Origin of the sequence: Collinsella aerofaciens (assembly GCF_015552075.1) — a bacterium.
Lineage (GTDB): Bacteria > Actinomycetota > Coriobacteriia > Coriobacteriales > Coriobacteriaceae > Collinsella > Collinsella aerofaciens_Y.
Map to the genome: position 1 here is coordinate 1 of NZ_JADNDZ010000008.1, position 17,728 is coordinate 17,728.

General features: G+C 60.7%; 17 protein-coding genes. 6 read left to right on the forward strand and 11 right to left on the reverse strand.

The genetic code is table 11. The features are described 5' to 3' along the window. The first annotated feature begins 353 nt into the window (after positions 1-353). From I2D41_RS00515 to gltA, 4 genes are all read left to right on the forward strand, one after another. A complete protein-coding gene (locus tag I2D41_RS00515; protein WP_229028207.1) occupies positions 354-1,481 on the forward strand; it encodes an endonuclease domain-containing protein in 1,128 nt (375 codons plus the stop codon). Positions 1,482-1,830: 349 nt separating this feature from the next. Beyond that, positions 1,831-2,460: an aminoacyl-tRNA hydrolase gene (gene pth / locus I2D41_RS00520; RefSeq protein WP_195363197.1), complete on the forward strand. Its 630-nt coding sequence runs from the start codon at positions 1,831-1,833 to the stop codon at positions 2,458-2,460. Positions 2,461-2,833: 373 nt separating this feature from the next. After that, positions 2,834-3,673 (forward strand): sulfide/dihydroorotate dehydrogenase-like FAD/NAD-binding protein, encoded by an 840-nt coding sequence (locus I2D41_RS00525; RefSeq protein WP_006235793.1) that lies wholly within the window; start codon positions 2,834-2,836, stop codon positions 3,671-3,673. Beyond that, positions 3,664-5,073 carry an NADPH-dependent glutamate synthase gene (gene gltA / locus I2D41_RS00530; protein WP_195363198.1) on the forward strand — a complete coding sequence of 470 codons (1,410 nt, stop codon included), beginning with the start codon at positions 3,664-3,666 and terminating at the stop codon, positions 5,071-5,073. The genes I2D41_RS00525 and gltA overlap by 10 nt, the downstream gene beginning before the upstream one ends. 126 nt (positions 5,074-5,199) lie before the next feature. Here the strand turns inward: gltA and I2D41_RS00535 are convergent, their stop codons facing one another. From I2D41_RS00535 to I2D41_RS00585, 11 genes are all read right to left on the reverse strand, one after another. After that, positions 5,200-5,823 carry a cytidylate kinase-like family protein gene (locus I2D41_RS00535; RefSeq protein ID WP_055251542.1) on the reverse strand — a complete coding sequence of 208 codons (624 nt, stop codon included), beginning with the start codon at positions 5,821-5,823 and terminating at the stop codon, positions 5,200-5,202. Between the two features lie 166 nt (positions 5,824-5,989). Next, positions 5,990-6,628, reverse strand: a complete 639-nt coding sequence (locus tag I2D41_RS00540) for an amino acid ABC transporter permease (RefSeq protein ID WP_195193292.1) — start codon at positions 6,626-6,628, stop codon at positions 5,990-5,992. A gap of 3 nt (positions 6,629-6,631) precedes the next feature. After that, positions 6,632-7,378 carry an amino acid ABC transporter permease gene (locus I2D41_RS00545; RefSeq protein WP_035136546.1) on the reverse strand — a complete coding sequence of 249 codons (747 nt, stop codon included), beginning with the start codon at positions 7,376-7,378 and terminating at the stop codon, positions 6,632-6,634. Between the two features lie 24 nt (positions 7,379-7,402). Then, a complete protein-coding gene (locus I2D41_RS00550; protein ID WP_195363199.1) occupies positions 7,403-8,278 on the reverse strand; it encodes a transporter substrate-binding domain-containing protein in 876 nt (291 codons plus the stop codon). A 9-nt stretch (positions 8,279-8,287) separates the two neighbouring features. After that, on the reverse strand, positions 8,288-9,019 hold the full coding sequence (locus tag I2D41_RS00555) for an amino acid ABC transporter ATP-binding protein (RefSeq protein ID WP_271741618.1): 732 nt from the start codon (positions 9,017-9,019) through the stop codon (positions 8,288-8,290). Between the two features lie 275 nt (positions 9,020-9,294). Next, on the reverse strand, positions 9,295-9,738 hold the full coding sequence (locus I2D41_RS00560) for a GatB/YqeY domain-containing protein (RefSeq protein WP_138341245.1): 444 nt from the start codon (positions 9,736-9,738) through the stop codon (positions 9,295-9,297). Positions 9,739-9,792: 54 nt separating this feature from the next. Next, on the reverse strand, positions 9,793-11,013 hold the full coding sequence (locus tag I2D41_RS00565; RefSeq protein ID WP_195363200.1) for a peptidylprolyl isomerase: 1,221 nt from the start codon (positions 11,011-11,013) through the stop codon (positions 9,793-9,795). 224 nt (positions 11,014-11,237) lie between these two features. Beyond that, positions 11,238-11,702, reverse strand: coding sequence for a PTS sugar transporter subunit IIA (locus I2D41_RS00570; protein ID WP_195363201.1), 465 nt, complete (start codon positions 11,700-11,702; stop codon positions 11,238-11,240). Between the two features lie 152 nt (positions 11,703-11,854). Continuing rightward, positions 11,855-12,556 (reverse strand): phosphoribosylglycinamide formyltransferase, encoded by a 702-nt coding sequence (gene purN / locus I2D41_RS00575; RefSeq protein ID WP_195363202.1) that lies wholly within the window; start codon positions 12,554-12,556, stop codon positions 11,855-11,857. After that, on the reverse strand, positions 12,546-13,649 hold the full coding sequence (gene purM, locus I2D41_RS00580) for a phosphoribosylformylglycinamidine cyclo-ligase (RefSeq protein WP_055251557.1): 1,104 nt from the start codon (positions 13,647-13,649) through the stop codon (positions 12,546-12,548). Before purM ends, purN begins: the two co-directional genes overlap by 11 nt. Before the next feature lie 157 nt (positions 13,650-13,806). Further along, a complete protein-coding gene (locus I2D41_RS00585; protein ID WP_148331751.1) occupies positions 13,807-15,477 on the reverse strand; it encodes an amidophosphoribosyltransferase in 1,671 nt (556 codons plus the stop codon). 285 nt (positions 15,478-15,762) lie between these two features. On the opposite strand from I2D41_RS00585, the gene I2D41_RS00590 reads away from it, so the two are divergent. Continuing rightward, positions 15,763-16,992 carry a putative ABC transporter permease gene (locus tag I2D41_RS00590; RefSeq protein ID WP_195363203.1) on the forward strand — a complete coding sequence of 410 codons (1,230 nt, stop codon included), beginning with the start codon at positions 15,763-15,765 and terminating at the stop codon, positions 16,990-16,992. A gap of 102 nt (positions 16,993-17,094) precedes the next feature. Next, the coding region (locus I2D41_RS00595) for a helix-turn-helix domain-containing protein (RefSeq protein WP_195363204.1) at positions 17,095-17,728 on the forward strand (634 nt) is incomplete at its 3' end.

Below are 17,728 nucleotides of genomic sequence, written 5' to 3' on the forward strand. Positions count from 1 at the left end.
GACTTGCAGCGACGGACCTCAGGACACTCTTACACCACGTCTGCGCGCGCGACCCCGGCGAACGCCATACTGCCCAAAGCTCATCGCTTTCGAGTACGACCGCCGCATATTTACCCTCAAATCGCCCTCGAAAGCCCTTAGAAACGCCTCGAACGCCCGCCGTCTTATACGTATCTGAACTAACTGTCCAGTAGCTATCGTCAACCTTCGCGGCAGAGCTCAATTTCCTGCAATCCCCTCAACCGATTCCACCGATTTCATAACACCCAGCCGTTCATGGCGCGCAGCGCCCCGCTGAGCGAAAAGAACGGTATGGCGGTCGCATTCTGCCGCCAACTTAGTACGTTATAGCTATGATGACCGTGATTTCACATTTCTCCGCCCTCCGCGCAATTCGTCGCGCACGACGGGCGTACTCTGCCCTACCCTGGGACTCCGTTGATAGCGAACAGCAAGCACAGGCCTTGGCTGGCTGCATTCCCAACAATGACGCGATAGACTTTGGCGCACTTTCGATACTCGACGCCTGGAATGAAGATGATTCCGAACTGCTCGATCTTCTCGTTTCAAACGAAGACAACAGGCGCCCCGACAAGCGACTTCTTCAGCATATTCTCTCCGCTCCGCTTCCTGAAGGTGCAATTATGCACGTCGAGGCCGACATCTACGCTACGTCTCCTGCCATGACAGCCATGCTTTGTTCCAAAAATGAATCAGTCGCCAAAACCTTGATGCTCCTTATGGAGCTGCTCGGAACCTACTCCCTTCCTCCCGGGGCAACATACCCCATTGCCTATGACGCCATCTGGCCCAAGGGCGATGACTGCGCAGCGACGAGCGATCTTGATTGCCTGGGCGACCAGTCGGCGACCGAACAACAGAACGAGACCCGCTACGAACAGGCACACTACAAATGCGAGCCCGCCACAACTATCGAAGAGCTCGAGGCGGTCGCACGCTTCGCCAAAAGTAGCTCATATACCTCGTTTCGCACGGCAGTCAATCTCGCCCGACCCGGATCTGCATCCCCAGCCGAATCCCTAATGTTTGCCGTTCTCGGAGCGCCCATGCGCTTTGGCGGATTCGGATGTTGCAGCCTGCCCATGGGAGGCCTGCTACTCAACTATCGAATCGACTTCGACACTCTTGCGGTCAACATGTCCTCCGGCATCCCTTACGCCATCTGCGACCTATATTGCCCGGCCGCCGGAGTCGACAACGAATACAACGGAATTGGGCATGAGCTTCAAAACGCTCGCATCCACGATGGCAATCGAAATAATGGCCTCAAGGCAATGGGCATCCACGTCCTGGTTATCAATCGCGACCAAATGAAAGACCTTGTTGCACTCGAAGCCTTCGCCCAAACGATGCATCGACTCGCGGGAGTCCGATTCCGATACCGTATCAAGGGCTATCGCAAGCGTCAGACCGCTTGGCTCAACGCCCTGCGGGCCGGAATCGGCCTTGCGCCGGTCTAAACGGCGAATCACCCGTGCACCGTCGAGCAGGCTGGACAGTTAGTTCAAATACGTATAAATGGACACATTGAATTAGGCTGTTTTGCAGTTATCTCTATACCATTCGCCCGATTTGAAGGCAGGGTAGACTTCAAAACAGCGTCATATGGACTAACTAAAGCTCCAAAACAACGTATCGGCATTGAATCGAGCAATTCGAGTTCTCAGAACTTATACGTATCCGAACTAACTGTCCACCTCGATTTCGACGGCCGTCCAAACGCCCTCAAATAACCTCAATTGCCCTCCATTTGACAGCAGCAACAGGGTCGCTCACCATAGCAGGCGACAAATCAACGAAAGGATGAACATGGCAGCTGCACAGCCGCTTAAGATTCGCATGGTTGCCGGACTTGGCAACCCGGGCGAAGAATATGCCGAGACCCGCCACAACGCCGGCTTTAAGGCAATCGACGAGCTGGCCCGTCAGGCCGGCGTCACGTACTGGAAAAACCAGGCAGGCGCCGAGGTCGCGGTCATCAACATCAACGACCCCGAGGAAGAGGGAGGCAAGCGCCAGGTTGTGCTGGTCAAGCCGCAGTCGTACATGAATACCTCGGGCGGCCCCATCTCCAAGCTCTGCCGCGAGTACAAGATTAAGGCCGAGGAGCTGCTCGTAATCCACGACGAGCTCGATATTCCCGCCGGCGACGTGCGCGTTAAGGTGGGCGGCGGTCACGCCGGTCACAACGGCCTGCGCTCCATCATCGACAAGATGGGCAGCCGCGACTTCAGCCGCATCCGCACCGGCATCGGCAACCCTCCCGGCAAGATGGCCGTCGCCGACTACGTGCTTAAGCAGCTGCGCGCCCGCGAGGCCGAGGATTTCCAGGACACCTGCGCCCGCGCCGCAGATGCCGCCGGTCTGGCAATCGTGCACGGCGTGATCTATGCCCGCGACCACGTCAACGGCGCCGCCTCCGCCAACGGCAAGCACTAAACCTACTATTTAGGGACAGGTTTATTTTGGCAGGTTTTATCTACGGAAACGCCGCGGCAGCCGCGCCGTAATAAATCCTGTGCCGCCAAACATATACAGCGCCCCAAAGGGGGCCGGCCTCATCACAACCCGAGGCCGGCCCCCTTTGCCGTTTTTCCTGATAAAACCTGCCAAAATAAACCTGTCCCTATTTGGTAGGTCGAAGTGGATAAACCCTGCTCCCAACCGCCGAAGATACACGTAAGCGACATGCCCATGAGGGTATAATTTGCACCGTATGTCTGCACAACGCCTGTGCGCGTACGGTTTTATTCGGGCTACCGTCCATTTCCGTGGAGGCACGGTTCGGCAGCCCTTACAAGAGAGGGGTTCTATGTATAAGATCCTGGAGAAGACGCAGTTCTCGGAGAAGGTGTTCAAGTTCCGCATCGAGGCGCCTGCAATCGCCAAACATGCGCACGCTGGACAGTTCCTCATGGTTCGCGCCAATGAGACGGGCGAGCGTGTCCCGTTTACCCTGGCCGGCTGGAACGGTGACGAGGGCTGGGTCGAGTTCATCTTCATGGTGATCGGCAAGACCACCGAGATGCTTTCCACCTACGAGGCCGGCGAGTCGCTGCGCGACGTCGTGGGCCCGCTGGGCGTTCCCACCGAGATGGCTGAGGGCCCCTGCGCCGTCATTGGCGGCGGCGTCGGCCTGGCAATTGCCTTCCCGGTCGCCAAGCACCTGGTCGAGACCGGTCACGAGGTGCACGCCATCATGGGCGCCCGCACCAAGGACCTCCTGCTCATGGAGGATCAGTTCCGCGAGCTCCTCGACGAGGACCACATTCACATCACCACTGACGACGGTTCCTACGGCGAGCAGGGCGTTGTCACCGCTCCGCTGGAGCGTCTGCTGCAGGACAAGGCCGTGAGCCAGGTCTTCTGCGTCGGCCCCGTTCCGATGATGAAGTTCTCGACCCTCACCGCCCAGAAGTACGACACCCCCATCACCGCGTCGCTCAACCCCATCATGGTTGACGGCACCGGCATGTGCGGCTGCTGCCGCGTCGAGGTGGGCGGCGTGACCAAGTTCGCTTGTGTCGACGGCCCCGACTTCGATGCCACCCTGGTCGACTGGGATGACCTTCGTGCCCGCCAGGCCGCTTACCGTTCCGAAGAGGGCGAGTCCCTCAAGGCCTATGAGGAAAAGAGCTGCGCATGCCACTAGTTAACGGTCGTTTCGTTGCCGATATGAAGTCGCCCCGCACCCCCGATAACGAGGAGCCGGCCGCCGAGCGCGCCTGCGACTTCCGCCCCGTCGACAAGGGCTTCACCGAGGAGATGGCGCTGGCCGAGGCCGAGCGCTGCCTCAACTGCAAGAAGCCGTTCTGTGTTGAGGGCTGCCCCGTCAACATCAACATCCCCCGCTTTATCGAGCAGATCCGCGAGAAGGACTTTGGCGGCGCTCTCGATACCATCCGCGAGGACTCCATGCTTCCCGCCATCTGCGGCCGCGTGTGCCCGCAGGAGAACCAGTGCGAGGGCAAGTGCATCCGCGGCAAGAAGTCCGAGCCTGTAGCCATCGGCCAGCTCGAGCGCTTCCTCGGCGATCGCCCCGAGCTCGCTTCCACGCCCAAGATGGCCCCCAAGAACGGCAAGAAGGTCGCCGTCGTCGGCTCCGGCCCGTCCGGCATCACCTGCGCCGGCGAGCTCGCCCGTAACGGCTTTGACGTCACCGTCTTCGAGGCTTTCTTCACCGGCGGCGGCGTGCTGGTCTACGGCATCCCCGAGTTCCGTCTGCCCAAGGCAGTCGTCAAGCTCGAGATCGACGGCCTGGAGGACATGGGCGTCAAGTTTGAGTACAACTCCGTCGTGGGCAACATGGCCACGGCCGAGGAGCTGTTCGAGCAGGGCTTCGACGCCATCTACGTGGCGACCGGCGCCGGCCTGCCCAAGTTCCTCAACGTCCCCGGCGAGAACCTGCCCAACGTCTTCTTCGCCAACGAGTACCTCACCCGCGTGAACCTGATGAAGGCCAACAAGTTCCCCGAGTACGACACCCCCACCAAGCACGGCAAGAACGTCGTCGTCTTTGGCGGCGGCAACGTGGCTATGGACGCCGTCCGTACTGCCAAGCGCCTGGGCGCCGAGCATGCCATCATCGCCTACCGTCGTACCGAGGACGAGATGCCCTGCCGTCGCGCCGAGCTGCACCATGCTAAGGCCGAAGGCGTCGAGGTTCTGCCGCTCGTCTCCCCGCTCGAGTTTGTCGCTGGCGAGGACGGCTCCGTGTGCGCCGTCAAGGTCCAGAAGATGGAACTCGGCGAGCCTGACGAGTCCGGCCGTCGCCGCCCGGTGCCCATCGAGGGCGCCATCGAGGAGATCCCCTGCGACGTCGCGATCTCGGCTATCGGCACCAACGCCAACCCCTTCGCAAAGAAGATCGGCGGCAAGATGGAGCTCAACAAGTGGGGCTACATCGTCGCCGACGAGGAGACCGGCCAGACCACCGATCCCCGCATCTGGGCCGGCGGCGACATCGTCACCGGTGCCGCTACGGTCATTCTGGCGATGGGCGCCGGCAAGAAGGCCGCCGCTTCCATCACCAAGAGCCTGCTGGGCGAGTAATCACCCGCAGCGCTAGCCATCAAACGGCAAAGTCCCCGTCGAGCACACGCCCGGCGGGGACTTTTTCTATGCCGGCCGCCCGATCACCACGATGGGGACAGGCACCTTTGCGGTGGTTTTGATCGGCTAGCCTTCGAGCTGCGCCACTTTGTAGCGGTAGGCAGCGGCGATAACGTCTTTGCAACCCTCGCGTCCCAACTTGGCGCGATTGACAACGATATCCTTGCCGCTCGTCATCTTCCACTTTCCGGCACTGTAGCGCTTGTAAAATGCCTCGCGCGCCTTCTGCTGCTGTTTGACCAGCTTGGCGCCCTTCTTTTTGTTAAGGCCACGCTTCTTGCGCACGATCTCGACGCGATCCTCAAAGGGAGCGGTCACCAGCACGGCAATGTGGTTGGGATTGTTGCGAAGCAGGTAATCGGACAGGCGGCCTTCGATAATGCAGCTCTCGGTCTCGCCCAGATCCAAAATCACCTGACTCATCTTTTGGAACAACTTATCCGAGTACGAACGCGCATCGTAGCGGTCGGGCAGAAACGCCATGTTCTCCACGGCCAGACGCTCGTCGTAGGCGGCCATCTTGTCGAGCGACTCGCCCGCGCGCAGCGACGCACGCACCAGCAGCTCGTTATCGTACAGTGGAATCCCCAACTCGTCGGCAAGCATGCGACCAATCTCGTGGCCCTCGGCGCCAAAGTCGCGCGCGATGGTAATGACCACAGGATTCTTCTTATTCTCCAGATCGCTCATCGCGATTCCTTTCTAACAAATGAGAAATAGGCTGTTTATCGCCTTTTCCACGATAGCGTACCTGGGTTTTCCTGGTGCCCAAGATTGACCTGAAAGAGGAGCGACGCGTACTTTGGTACGCGAGCGACGGTTTGAAGGCCAAGGTTGGGTGCCAGGGAAAGCCAGGCTATGCGGCTACGATGCGGCGTTGATATGCCCTCACCAGCAGCGAGATACCAAAGTTGAGCACAAAGTACATCGCAAATACCAGGCCGTAGAGCATAAGCACCTGCGACAGGTCGATCGCATGGGCCATCACGACGTTTGCCGTGTACATGAGCTCGGCCACGTTAATGCCCGAAAGATACGAGCTGTCCTTGATGACGGTCGTGCACTGGCTAAACAGCGCCGGAATGATCGTCTTAAACGTCTGCGGCAGAATGATGTAGCGCATGGTGGCAAAGAAGCCAAAGCCCTGGCTCTGCGCTGCCTCAAACTGGCCGCGTGGAATCGAGTTGAGGCCGCCGCGCACAATCTCGGCCATAACAGCGCTGGTAAACAGCGTAAAGGCGATGGTCGAAATCACAATGTCCAAACCCTGCACCGTAAAGTAGATAAACAGGATCCACAGCAGGTTTGGCGTGCAGCGGAACAGCTCGATATAGGCGCTTACCAAAATACGGAACGGGCGGGGCGCATAGCTTTTAACAAGCGCCAGCACCGTGCCCAAGATGAGCGAGAAAAAGATCGACAGCGCCGAGATCTCGATTGTCTTAACAAAGCCGCCCCAGATGTAGAGCAGGTTGGTCGCGTTGAAGATTTCCATGCGCTAGGCCTCCTCTACGTTGTCGAGCCCCAGCTCGGCCAGGCTCACACCGCGCGGACGCTCCTTGGAGCGGCGCTCGAGCCACTGCACCAGCATGGCGAGCGGAAAGCAGATGATGAAGTACATAAGGCAGCAGACGATGTACCCCTGCAGGTAGCCATACAGGCTTACGAAGTTGTCGGAGCGATACATAAGGTCGCCGCCGGCGACGAGCGCCAGCACCGACGTGTTCTTGACCAGGTTGAGCGCCTGGTTGCACAGCGGCGGCAGTATGATCTTGAACGTCTGGGGCAGCACGATGTACCAGTAGGCCTGCGCGCGCGTGAAGCCCTGGCTCTGAGCCGCCTCCATCTGACCGCGCGGAACGGCCTCGATGCCGGTGCGGATGACCTCCGAGATGTAGGCCGCGTGATACAGGCCCACGCCCAAAAAGCCCAGCACGAACGGTGCGATACGCACCGGCTGGTCGGCGCCAGTGATGGCTTGCAAAAACTGCGGGCCGGCCATGTACATAAAGAGCACCTGCACGGGCAGCGGGGTGTTCTGGTAAAACTCCACGTACACGCGGCTGATAGCGCGCAGCACACGCGAGCGGGTGGTCGAGAACACGCCCAGCAGCGTGCCCAGCACCAGCGACAGCAGCAGACCGGCAACGACGACCTGCAGCGTCACGCCAAAGCCCTCCCAGAAGGGCCCCATGTTTTGGAATGTCGTCGACCAGCGGTCGGCGTCAAACAATCCTTCGAGCATTTGATTCCTTCCTTGGACGAACGCTTACACAAGACCCCAGGTCTTGACCTCTTGATCGAGCCAGCCGTCGGCCAGGCGATCGCAAATCACCTGATCGACCTCGGCCGAAAGGTCGCAACCCTTCTTGGTCGCCACGCCGTAGCCTTGCTCGCCAAACTTGACCTCGGGCTGCAGCAGCTCGACGGTCTCGTTCATGTAGCCTGCCAGCGTGGAGCGGTCCATGGCAAAGACGTCGATATTGCCGGCGTCGAGCGAACTCTTGATGATGGGATAGCCGCTAAAGGCCCTAAACTCCGGCTCGCAGTGAAAACCGTTGTCCTTAATCATCTGCTCAATCAGGCCCTGTGTGGTGGCACCCTGGCTCACGCCGATGACCTTGCCGTCCAGATCCTCGATCGAGGTAAAGCCCGAGCGCTTCTTGACCATGAGGCCCACGTAGTCGGTGCGATACGGGGTCGAGAAATCCCAGCTCTTCTTGCGCTCGTCGGTGATGGTATAGGTCGCCGCGACCACGTCGAGCTGGCCGTTATCGATGAGCGGACCGCGCGTCTTGGGCGTTACGTCGGTAAACTCGACAAGTTCCTGGGCGCGGGCCTCCTTGTAGCTCACGCCAAAGACGGCAGCGGCGATCTGGTAGCACAGGTCGACCTCCATGCCCTCAAAGCGACCCTTGGCGGCGTCGTAATAGCCGTAGCCGGGAACGTCCTTCTTAACGCCGGCATTCAGATGGCCACGCGACTTGATGGCCGCGAGCTTGGACCCCTTGTCGGAGCCCTCGCCACTGGTGGAGTTGCCGCAACCGGTAAGCGCGGTACCCGTCAGTGCGAGCATGCCGGCGCCCGCCAGCTGCAAAAAGTGACGGCGCGAAACAGCCGCCCTCGTCATATCCGTCATATCCATCACCCGTGCCTAGTGCAGGATCTTGGACAGGAACTCGCGGCAGCGCGGGTTCTCGGGGTTATCGAAGAAGTGCTCAGGCGTGCCCTCCTCCAGGATGCGGCCGTCCTCCATAAAGATGACGCGGTCGGCCACCTGGCGCGCAAAGCCCATCTCGTGCGTCACGCAGATCATGGTGATGTCCTCCTGCGCGAGCTCGATCATAACGTCCAGGACCTCCTGAACCATCTCGGGGTCGAGTGCCGAGGTCGGCTCGTCAAACAGGATGATGGGCTGCTTGGTGCACAGGGCACGGGCGATGGCGATGCGCTGCTGCTGGCCGCCCGAGAGATTTTGCGGATACTCGCCGGCCTTATGCGCCATGCCGACGCGCTTGAGCGCGGCGATGGCGATCTGGGTCGCCTCTTCCTTGCTCTTCTTTTGCAGCTTGATGGGTGCGAGCGTCAGGTTGCCGAGCACCGTCATATTGGGATACAGGTTGAACTGCTGAAACACCATGGAGCTGTACTTGCGAGCCATTTCCAGGTGATTCTTTTTGGTGAGCGGCGTGCCGTCGATAATGACTTCACCCGATGTGGGCTCCTCAAGATAATCGACGCAGCGGATGAGCGTCGACTTACCCGAACCGGACGGCCCGATCATTACGAGCTTCTCGCCGCGCTTGACGGTGAGGTTGATATCTTTGAGCACATGCAGGTCGCCAAAGTACTTGTTGAGATGCTTGATCTCGATCATGTCTGCCATGAATGTCCCTTCCCCGCGTTTATACGAATTGCACTATTGTACGGAAAGAACAACGTTTCCGCAGCCCACACTGCATCCCCGTAAAGAACCCGCAACCTTTCACTCACTCATTGGGGACAGACTTAAATGAGTGCCCGCTCATTGGGTACGCATTTAAGTCTGTCCCCAATGAGCGCCCAATGACCAGCCAGGGGAGGCGCCCTTCATCGGCCGACAAAAAAGGGCGCGACCGCAATGGTCACGCCCCTCAGCATCGGCTATGTGTCGGTCAGCCCTTAAGACAGCTTTGCTCCGACGATCTTTGCCGCAGCCGGCTTATCGAAGTTGCCGCCGGTGGCCTTGCCGAGTGCTCCCATAACCTGGCCCATCTGCTTCTTGGACGTGGCGCCCAGCTCGGCGATGACCTGCTCGATCAGAGCCTCGAGCTCCTCGCCCGAAACCTGCGCGGGCAGCAGGCTCTCCAGAATCTTGACCTGCTCGGTCAGGTTGTCGGTACGCTCCTGGTCGGTACCGGCCTTAATGGACATCTCCAGCGTCTCGCTCGTCTGCTTAATCAGACGCTTGATCATGCTGTTGACGTCTTCCTCGGTCACGTCGCGGCGCTCGTTAACCTCGATATTCTTCACCTCGGCCTTGACCTGGCGAATGATAGACAGGCGAACCTTGTCCTTGGCCTTCATGGCCGCAATCATTTCCTTCTGCAGCTCTTCGTTGGTCATCTGCAAATCCTCCTCAATAGTGTGGGCGGCACTCGCGCGAGCACCGTCCCATGATTACTTGGTCGTCGACGAATTGTCGGTCGAGCTCTTGGTGACGCCCTTCAGGCTGACGTTGTACGGCACGTCCTTGGGCATGGGGTTGACGGTAATGTCGGCGTCCTTCTTGTACTGCTCCAGCCACTCGCTGTATGCAGTACTGGCCGCCTGCGTCTTCACCACGTTGGAGACGTACTTCTTGATGGCCTTGGGCACCTGCTTGATATCATCGACCTGGCTATCGACATGGAAGTAGTCGGTGCACTTGATGACATGGTAACCATAGGTCGACTCGACGACGTCGCTCACATCGCCCTTGTTGAGCCCCTCGAGCGCCGCCTGGTAGCTGTCGACGAAGGTAGTGAGCTTATCCCAACCCACATCGCCCTTCTTCTCCTTGGAGCCGGTGTCGTCGGAGTACTGCTTCACGGCGTCCTCAAAACTCAGCTCGCCGGAGTTGATTTTGTCCAGGCACTCCTGCGCCTTGGCCTTGGCGGCGGCCTTGTCCTCGTCAGATGCGTCGGAATCGACCTTGATCAGGATGTTCGACGAACGGCGGGCATCGTTGTAGTTAGACAGGTTCTCGTTGATGTAATCGACGATCTCGCTGTCCTTGGGCTTGCTCGTGGGTGCCACGGCATCCTTAAGCTTTTGCTGTGCCAGGCTCTCCTTGAGCGAGTCCTTGTAGGTGTCCTCGGTATAGCCGTAGGTCTTAAGGGTCTTCTTAAAGGTCTTGGCACCGCCCGCGCTCTTGCACGCGTCCTTCCATGCCTTCTCGACCTCCTCGTCCGACACCGTCACGCCGTTTTCCTTCTGCGCCTGTTGAAGCAGAATCTGCTGCGTGTAGGAGTCGATGAGTTGCTTGCGGTACTTCTTGGGCGTGAGGTCGTTGTCAACCAGATACTGCGCCCAGTCCTTGTCCTTGGTGTAGCCGTAGGACGTGCGCATGCTCATGATCTGCTTGGTCACGGTGTCCTCGGTGAGGTTGGTGCCGTTGATAGTAGCAGCAACACCGCCGGTCAGCTTGTAGCCCGAGGTGTCCTCGGCCTGCGACATAAGGCCGGAGCACGCCATCGCCGAGACGGAAAGCAGCATCGCCAGCACGCCGATGACCACCAGAACGATCTTGACGGTCTTGGACACGCGGGTCTTGCGCTGCTTCTTGCGAGAGCTGGAGGCGGCGCGAGCCTGCTGCTCGGGCGTCGGCTCGGGTGCGGGATTCTTTTTCTTATTTGCCATAGTTGGCCTTTCGCATAACGAATCGAACAAACGCCATTGTGTCACAACGCAGCCCCCGCGGCACACTTGGTGCGTTGGGGACAGGTTAATCTGCACCATTTTGGTGCAAAGGGGACAGCTCTGGCAGCCGGCAGTTAGGGACGTTCCTTTTCTGCCGGCAGTTAGGGACAGTCCCCAAGTGCCGGCACATAAGGAACGTCCCTAGGTGCCGGCTTAGCCCCACCTTAGAAGTGGCGGCGGATGGCGTCGACCATGCCCTGCGGCGTGGTCTGGCCGAGCACGTCGGCTGCGGCATCGGCGTCCATAAAGATGTTCATGAGCGCCTGCAGAGCCTCGACCTGGCCGCCCGGCTCGGCGATGCCCAGATTGATGATGATCTGCGCCGGCACGGGAGCACCCATACCCGCCATGGCGCTAAACGTCACGGGCGCGGCGGGCTTCGCTACCGCGATATAGGGCTTGGCCACAAATCCCGGGTCGGTATGCGGGATGGCAATGTTGGCAGCCGGCATGGCAAGCCCCGTGGGATAGGCATCCTCGCGCGTGCGGACGGCGTCAAGCCAGCCAGGCGCAATGTAGCCGCGCGGGGCAAGCTCGCCCTCAAGCTGCGCAAACAACTCATCCGGCGACACACACTCCCAATCAAAAAACACCAGCTCAGGCGTAAAAAGCGCTTCGTTATCCGCCATGCGCTCACCTCTCTCACCTAGTCACCTGCGACGTTCTTAAACGGCTAGTCGTTTAAGAACGTCCCAGGTGACCACCCAAAACAAAAGGTGGCCACGCGCGCCTTGGCGCCAATGACCACCCTGACTACTCGGCTAAATTGTACTGTGCGCCGCTAGCCGTGAGGCGCATCAATTGCGACCTTGCCGCTCTCCAGCACGTGAACGCGACCGTCGGCGAGCATCTGCACGACTTCGGGATACAGCACGTGCTCAATCGCGTGAATGTGCTCCTCGAGCGTATCGACATCCCAGCCCTCCTCAACAGCCAGCGCACGCTGGGCGATGATGGGGCCGTTGTCGTAGATCTCGTTGGCAAAGTGCACGGTCACGCCGGTCACCTTGACGCCGCGAGCAAACGCATCGTCGATCGCATGGGCACCGGTAAAGCTCGGCAGCAGCGCCGGATGCAGGTTGACCACGCGGTTGGGGAACGCCGCCAGCAGCGGCGTGTGCACCATGCGCATGTAACCGGCCATCACCACGTACTCGCAGCCACGCTCGAGCAGCTCATGCGCGATGATCTCGTCGGCGGCGATGGGGTCGGCATAGACATCCTTGGACAGCGTAAGCGTCTGGATGCCCGCACGCTCGGCGCGCTGCAAGCCCTTGGCCGAAGGACGGCTCGACACCACAAGCTCAATCGAGGCGTTGAGCTTGCCGACGGCGATCAGGTCGATCAGCGCCTGCAGGTTGGTACCCGAACCGCTGATAAGCACGCCGATCTTGAGCGGCTCGGCCGTATCTGTGCCGGTCGGACGGGTGTAGGGCACAAAGCCCAGGCCCTCACTAGCAGCCATCTGCTCGTTAGCGCTCATCAGAGTACACGACCTTACCGGAACCCTCGACGCACTCGCCCACGCGGAACGGCTTCTCGCCCAGCGCGACCAGGGCCTCGGTCACGGCAGCCTCGTCCTCGGGGGCGACGATCAGGCACAGGCCGACGCCCATGTTGAAGGTCTTGCATGCCTCGTTGGGCGCGAGCTCGGCCTGGCGCGACACGTAGGTGATGACGGGCGGAACGTCCCAACCCATCTCGGCGCCGTTGCGAGTGACCACGGCGTCGACGTCGTCGGCAAGTGCGCGGTTGAGGTTCTCGGTAATACCGCCGCCGGTGATGTGGGCGATGGCGTGCACGTTGGCGCCGCCGCGCAGCAGCTCCAAGATCGGCTTGACGTAGATGCGCGTAGGAGCCAGCAGGGCGTCGGCCAGCGAAGCGCCACCGAGCTCCTCGAGCGGGCGGCTCAGTTCCTCGGCCTTAGCGGCGGCCTCGGGCGTGCCCGGCTTGATGCCGTCGACACCGATGACCTTGCGCACGAGCGAGTAGCCGTTGGAGTGCACGCCGGTGGAGGGCAGGCCCAAGATCACGTCGCCGGGGCGGACGTTCGCGGGATCGAGCATCTTGGGACGATCGACGACGCCCACGGTAAAGCCGGCGAGGTCGTAGTCGGCCGGGGCCATGACGCCCGGGTGCTCGGCCATCTCGCCGCCCACGAGCGCGCAGCCCGCGAGCTTGCAGCCGTCGGCCACGCCCTTGATGATCTTTGCCATGTGCTCGGCCTCAATATGGCCGATGGCAACGTAGTCCAGGAAGAACAGCGGCTCGGCGCCCGAGGCCAAAATGTCGTTGACGCACATGGCGACCAGGTCCTGGCCCACCGTCTCGTGACGGTCCATGATCTGGGCGAGCACGAGCTTGGTGCCCACGCCGTCGGTACCGCTGATCAGGATCGGGTCTTCCATATCCTTAAGCGCGGCAGCCGAGAACAGGCCACCGAAGCCGCCGATGCCGCCGATAACCTCGGGGCGATTGGTGTCCTTGACCATCTGCTTAATCGCGTCGACGGCGCGGCCGCCCTCAGCGGTATCGACACCGGCATCCTCATACGTCACATGCTTGCTGTCGCTCATCTGAGCCTTCCTCTCCCACTACCGTGGCGCCGCGCGGGCGCCAAACGGTGCTCATAGTTGCGCTCATTTCGGCGCGCGCCATAACAGCACGCGCCGTCATATCAACAAAACAGCAGGTAAAACCTACCAAAATAAACCTGTCCCCACATGGCAGGTTTTAGGCCTCGCCGTGCTCCTCTTCCCAGCTGCGGTCGTCGTATTTCTCGACCACGGCGTCGTCGTCAAAGTGCAGCGGCTTGTCCAGGTTGCGGGGCTTAAAGCCCTCCATAAACTTGTCGCGGCCAAAGCTCTCGGGAATCGCCACGGGGTAGCGTCCGGTAAAGCACGCATCGCAGTAACCGCCCTTGGGCATGACCTTCAGCAGGCCCTCGACCGAAAGGAAGGCCAGCGAATCGGCGCCGATATACTCGCAGATCTCATCGACCGTCTTGTTGGCACTGATGAGCTGCGACTGCACGTCGGTATCGATACCGTAGAAGCACGGCCAAATGACCTCGGGCGAGTTGATGCGAATGTGAATCTCCTTGGCGCCGGCGTTGCGCAGCATCTTGACGAGCTGCACCATGGTGGTGCCGCGGACGATGGAGTCGTCGATGACGACTAGGCGCTTGCCTTCGATGTTGTCGCGCAGCGGGTTGAGCTTCATACGCACGCCCATGGCACGCAGCTCCTGCGTAGGCTCGATAAACGTACGGCCCACATAGCGATTCTTGATGAGGCCCTCGCCAAAGGGAATGCCGCTCTCGTGCGAATACCCCTCCGCGGGCGGCAGGCCGGAGTCGGGCACGCCGATGACCAGGTCGGCCTCGACGGGCTCCTCATGTGCCAGCTGACGACCCATGTCATAACGGCAGGCGTAGACGCTCTTGCCGTTCATGATGGAATCGGGGCGAGCGAAGTAGACCTGCTCAAAGATGCAGTTAGCAGGCTCTTCGGCGGCAGGCACGCCCTGCTCGGACACAAGGCCCTCGGCGCTGATGCGCAAAATCTCACCGGGACGGACGTCACGGACGTACTCGGCGCCCACGATGTCGAGCGCACAAGTCTCGGAGGCAACGACCCAGCCGCCGGCACGCGTGACATGGGTGGTGGCGTCGACCGTCGCGGCGCCGTCCTGCGACGGCAGCTGCGAAACGGATGCGGCATCGGCCTGGTCCAGGCCCTCGTCCACGAGCTTGCCCAGCACGAGTGGGCGAATGCCGTGCGGATCGCGAAATGCGTAGAGCGCCTGCTCGTTGATGAGCGTCATGGCGTAGCCGCCGCGCACGAGCTCCATGGTCTTGCGAATGCCCTCGCGCAGATGGCCTGTACGCTGAGTAAAGTAGCCGATGAGTTTGGTCGCGACCTCGGAATCCGAATTGGAGAGGAACGGCACGCCCAACTCGATCAGCTGGCGGCGCAGCTCGTCGGTGTTGACGAGGGTGCCGTTGTGCGCGAGCGCGATAATGACGCTATTGATGGTAGAGAGGTGCGGCTGAGAGGCTTCCCAGCTCTTGGCGCCGGCGGTGCCGTAGCGCACATGACCCACGGCCAGCTGACCGGAGAGCGTCGACAAGTCGGCATTGGAGAACACGCGGTCGAGCAGGCCCAGATCCTTGCGGACCATAACCGTACCGCCGTCACCAACAGCGATTCCCGCCGATTCTTGGCCACGGTGCTGCAGTGCACGCAGGCCAAAGTACGTCAGTCGAGCCACGTCGCGATCGGGCGCCCAGACACCAAAAACGCCGCATTCCTCATGCAGCTGGTCAGAGTCCGGATCATACGTCGACATGGCGTTCACCTGTCCCGCGGCACGCTCGGCCGCGCGGATGGTTTCTTGAGACATGGCATCCCCTCAGAGCCTCGTATTTTGGCGTTACCCGCCTTATTATACGCACGGCGCGACGCGCTCCCCAGCGCATGAGCAGCGCTTTTTAAAAGCCCACCGAGCTAATAATCCGTTTTGCGGCCAAACATTTTATTGGTCTGTCCAGTGCAAGCGCCCACGCCCCCAGGTGGCCGCCGCGTCCACCGTTGAGGGTTGCATTGTTGCAATTGGGACGTTCGTCCTGTCTTTTGGCAGGTCGGCGGCGTATCCTTGTAATCTAGGACAAAGCGAGAAAGGTTCTGTATGGATCGAAACGGACTCGACCCCAGCGTCCCCAGCGCCACGGAGGTCAAGAAGATTCCCCTCATCATTAAGGTGTACGCCGTCCTGTGCATCCTGTCCGGCGTGGGCACACTCCCGTCGGTCGCTGCCTTTATGTGGCAGGTCATCACCGCGCTCATTAACGGCAACGCCGCCGCCAAGCTCGGCGACAATATGCTGGTCTCGGTTGGACTCATCGTCGCCGGCATCATGCTCTCTGCGGCAAGTGCCGTCATCCTGATCATCTTTGGCCTGGACCTTATCAAAAACCAGCGCCGCAACGCCGCCCGCCTGTCCTACATCCTTATTGCATTCACCGTCGTCGAGCTTTTGGTCGACGTGATGCTCCAGGGTATCGGGCTCTTCTTGCTTCGTCCCGCGATTCAGCTCGGTATCCTCATCGCGCTTTCGGCCACCGTCGACCCCACACTGCGCCAGGAGCGCGAACTGCAGCGCCGCCTGCAGGAGATGCTCGACCGCGACGCCGCCACCGAGGGCATGCTCGGCCGCGATGAAACCGGCGAGGGCTACATCAAGCTCAACTACTTCAACCTGTTCTGGGTATTCCTCGTCTGCTGCGTGCTCGGCCTGATCGCCGAGGACATCTGGCACATGACGGTCGACGACCCAGGCGTCTACCAGGACCGCGCCGGCATGCTGTTTGGTCCCTTCAGCCCCATCTATGGCTTTGGCGCCGTACTCATGACCATGGTGCTCAACCGCTTCTATAAAAAGAACCCCATCATCATTTTCCTGGTAAGCGCTGTGCTCGGCGCGAGCTTTGAGGTGTTCGTGGGCTGGTTTATGCAGACCTCGTTCGGTGTGGTCTCGTGGAGCTACTCGCACATGAAGCTGTTCGGCATGCCCGACCCACTCGCCGTCCTTACGGGCGGACGCACCTGCACGGGCTTTGCCTGCCTGTGGGGCCTGGGTGGCCTTATCTGGATCAAGCTGCTGCTGCCGAGGCTGCTCAAGCTCATCAACATGATTCCGTGGAAGAGTCGCTACTCGGCTACCGTCATCTTTACCGTCATTATGCTGGTCGACGGCGTCATGACGCTGCAGTCGCTCGACTACTGGTACCAGCGCGTCAATGGCACGGAGCCGGATATTCCCGTCGCGCAGTTCTACGGCAAGTATTTCGATAACGACTACATGGAGAACCGCTTCCAGAGCATGACCATGAGCCCCAAGGATGCGACGCGCGTGTAGCGCCACGCAATGCCGAGATTTCCAACGCACAGAAAAGCCCGCTGGCAGACTGATTTGAACTGCCTCCCATTTCTTGGACATGAGAAATGGGAGGCTTTCTTTATGCGCGTTGATTTGAGGGTGAAGCATGATGTCGAGGCCAGGAAGGCGGCCATAGGGCTCTTCGAGCTCGGGCACGGGTATAAATCTGCCGCGATTGCCCTTTCGCTTCCCGCGGAAGCCGTGAGAAGATGGCAGGAGATATACCGCGCGTTCGGGAGCGAGGTGCTGCTGCGCATGGACGGAAAGCAGGGCAGGTACACATACGAGCAGAAGGTCGCCGCCGCCTCCGCCGTCGTCGACGGCGGCATGACGAAGACCGAGGCGATGGCGGCGTTCGGCATAATGTCGATGTCGCCGCTCAAGAAGTGGTGCGCGCTATACCGCCGGGGCGGCGCGGAGGCCCTGCGCCCGAGGCCCAAGGGCCGGCCGAGCGGTTCCAGGGCGAGGCCGCGGACCCGCGAGGAGGAGCTCGAGGAGCGGTGCCGTAGGCTCGAGGCCGAGGTGGCCTACCTAAACGCGCCCTGGTCGAGAGGGACGGGCTCTGACCAGGGCGAAGGCCGAAGCGGTCGCGGCCCTGCGCGCCGAGGGGCACGCGCTCGGGCACCTGCTCGCATGCGCCGAGCTCAAGCGGTCGACCTACTACTACGCCCTCGCGCACCCGCCGAGGCCCACGCGCCCCGAGCTCCGGGAGGCG

Bases quoted from the DNA above. Each gene is read 5' to 3' on its own strand.
- I2D41_RS00515 (WP_229028207.1), top strand. From the start codon at position 354: ATGATGACCGTGATTTCACATTTCTCCGCCCTCCGCGCAATTCGTCGC.
- pth (WP_195363197.1), top strand. From the start codon at position 1,831: ATGGCAGCTGCACAGCCGCTTAAGATTCGCATGGTTGCCGGACTTGGC.
- I2D41_RS00525 (WP_006235793.1), top strand. From the start codon at position 2,834: ATGTATAAGATCCTGGAGAAGACGCAGTTCTCGGAGAAGGTGTTCAAG.
- gltA (WP_195363198.1), top strand. From the start codon at position 3,664: ATGCCACTAGTTAACGGTCGTTTCGTTGCCGATATGAAGTCGCCCCGC.
- I2D41_RS00535 (WP_055251542.1), bottom strand. From the start codon at position 5,823: ATGAGCGATCTGGAGAATAAGAAGAATCCTGTGGTCATTACCATCGCG.
- I2D41_RS00540 (WP_195193292.1), bottom strand. From the start codon at position 6,628: ATGGAAATCTTCAACGCGACCAACCTGCTCTACATCTGGGGCGGCTTT.
- I2D41_RS00545 (WP_035136546.1), bottom strand. From the start codon at position 7,378: ATGCTCGAAGGATTGTTTGACGCCGACCGCTGGTCGACGACATTCCAA.
- I2D41_RS00550 (WP_195363199.1), bottom strand. From the start codon at position 8,278: ATGGATATGACGGATATGACGAGGGCGGCTGTTTCGCGCCGTCACTTT.
- I2D41_RS00555 (WP_271741618.1), bottom strand. From the start codon at position 9,019: ATGGCAGACATGATCGAGATCAAGCATCTCAACAAGTACTTTGGCGAC.
- I2D41_RS00560 (WP_138341245.1), bottom strand. From the start codon at position 9,738: ATGACCAACGAAGAGCTGCAGAAGGAAATGATTGCGGCCATGAAGGCC.
- I2D41_RS00565 (WP_195363200.1), bottom strand. From the start codon at position 11,013: ATGGCAAATAAGAAAAAGAATCCCGCACCCGAGCCGACGCCCGAGCAG.
- I2D41_RS00570 (WP_195363201.1), bottom strand. From the start codon at position 11,702: ATGGCGGATAACGAAGCGCTTTTTACGCCTGAGCTGGTGTTTTTTGAT.
- purN (WP_195363202.1), bottom strand. From the start codon at position 12,556: ATGAGCGCTAACGAGCAGATGGCTGCTAGTGAGGGCCTGGGCTTTGTG.
- purM (WP_055251557.1), bottom strand. From the start codon at position 13,649: ATGAGCGACAGCAAGCATGTGACGTATGAGGATGCCGGTGTCGATACC.
- I2D41_RS00585 (WP_148331751.1), bottom strand. From the start codon at position 15,477: ATGTCTCAAGAAACCATCCGCGCGGCCGAGCGTGCCGCGGGACAGGTG.
- I2D41_RS00590 (WP_195363203.1), top strand. From the start codon at position 15,763: ATGGATCGAAACGGACTCGACCCCAGCGTCCCCAGCGCCACGGAGGTC.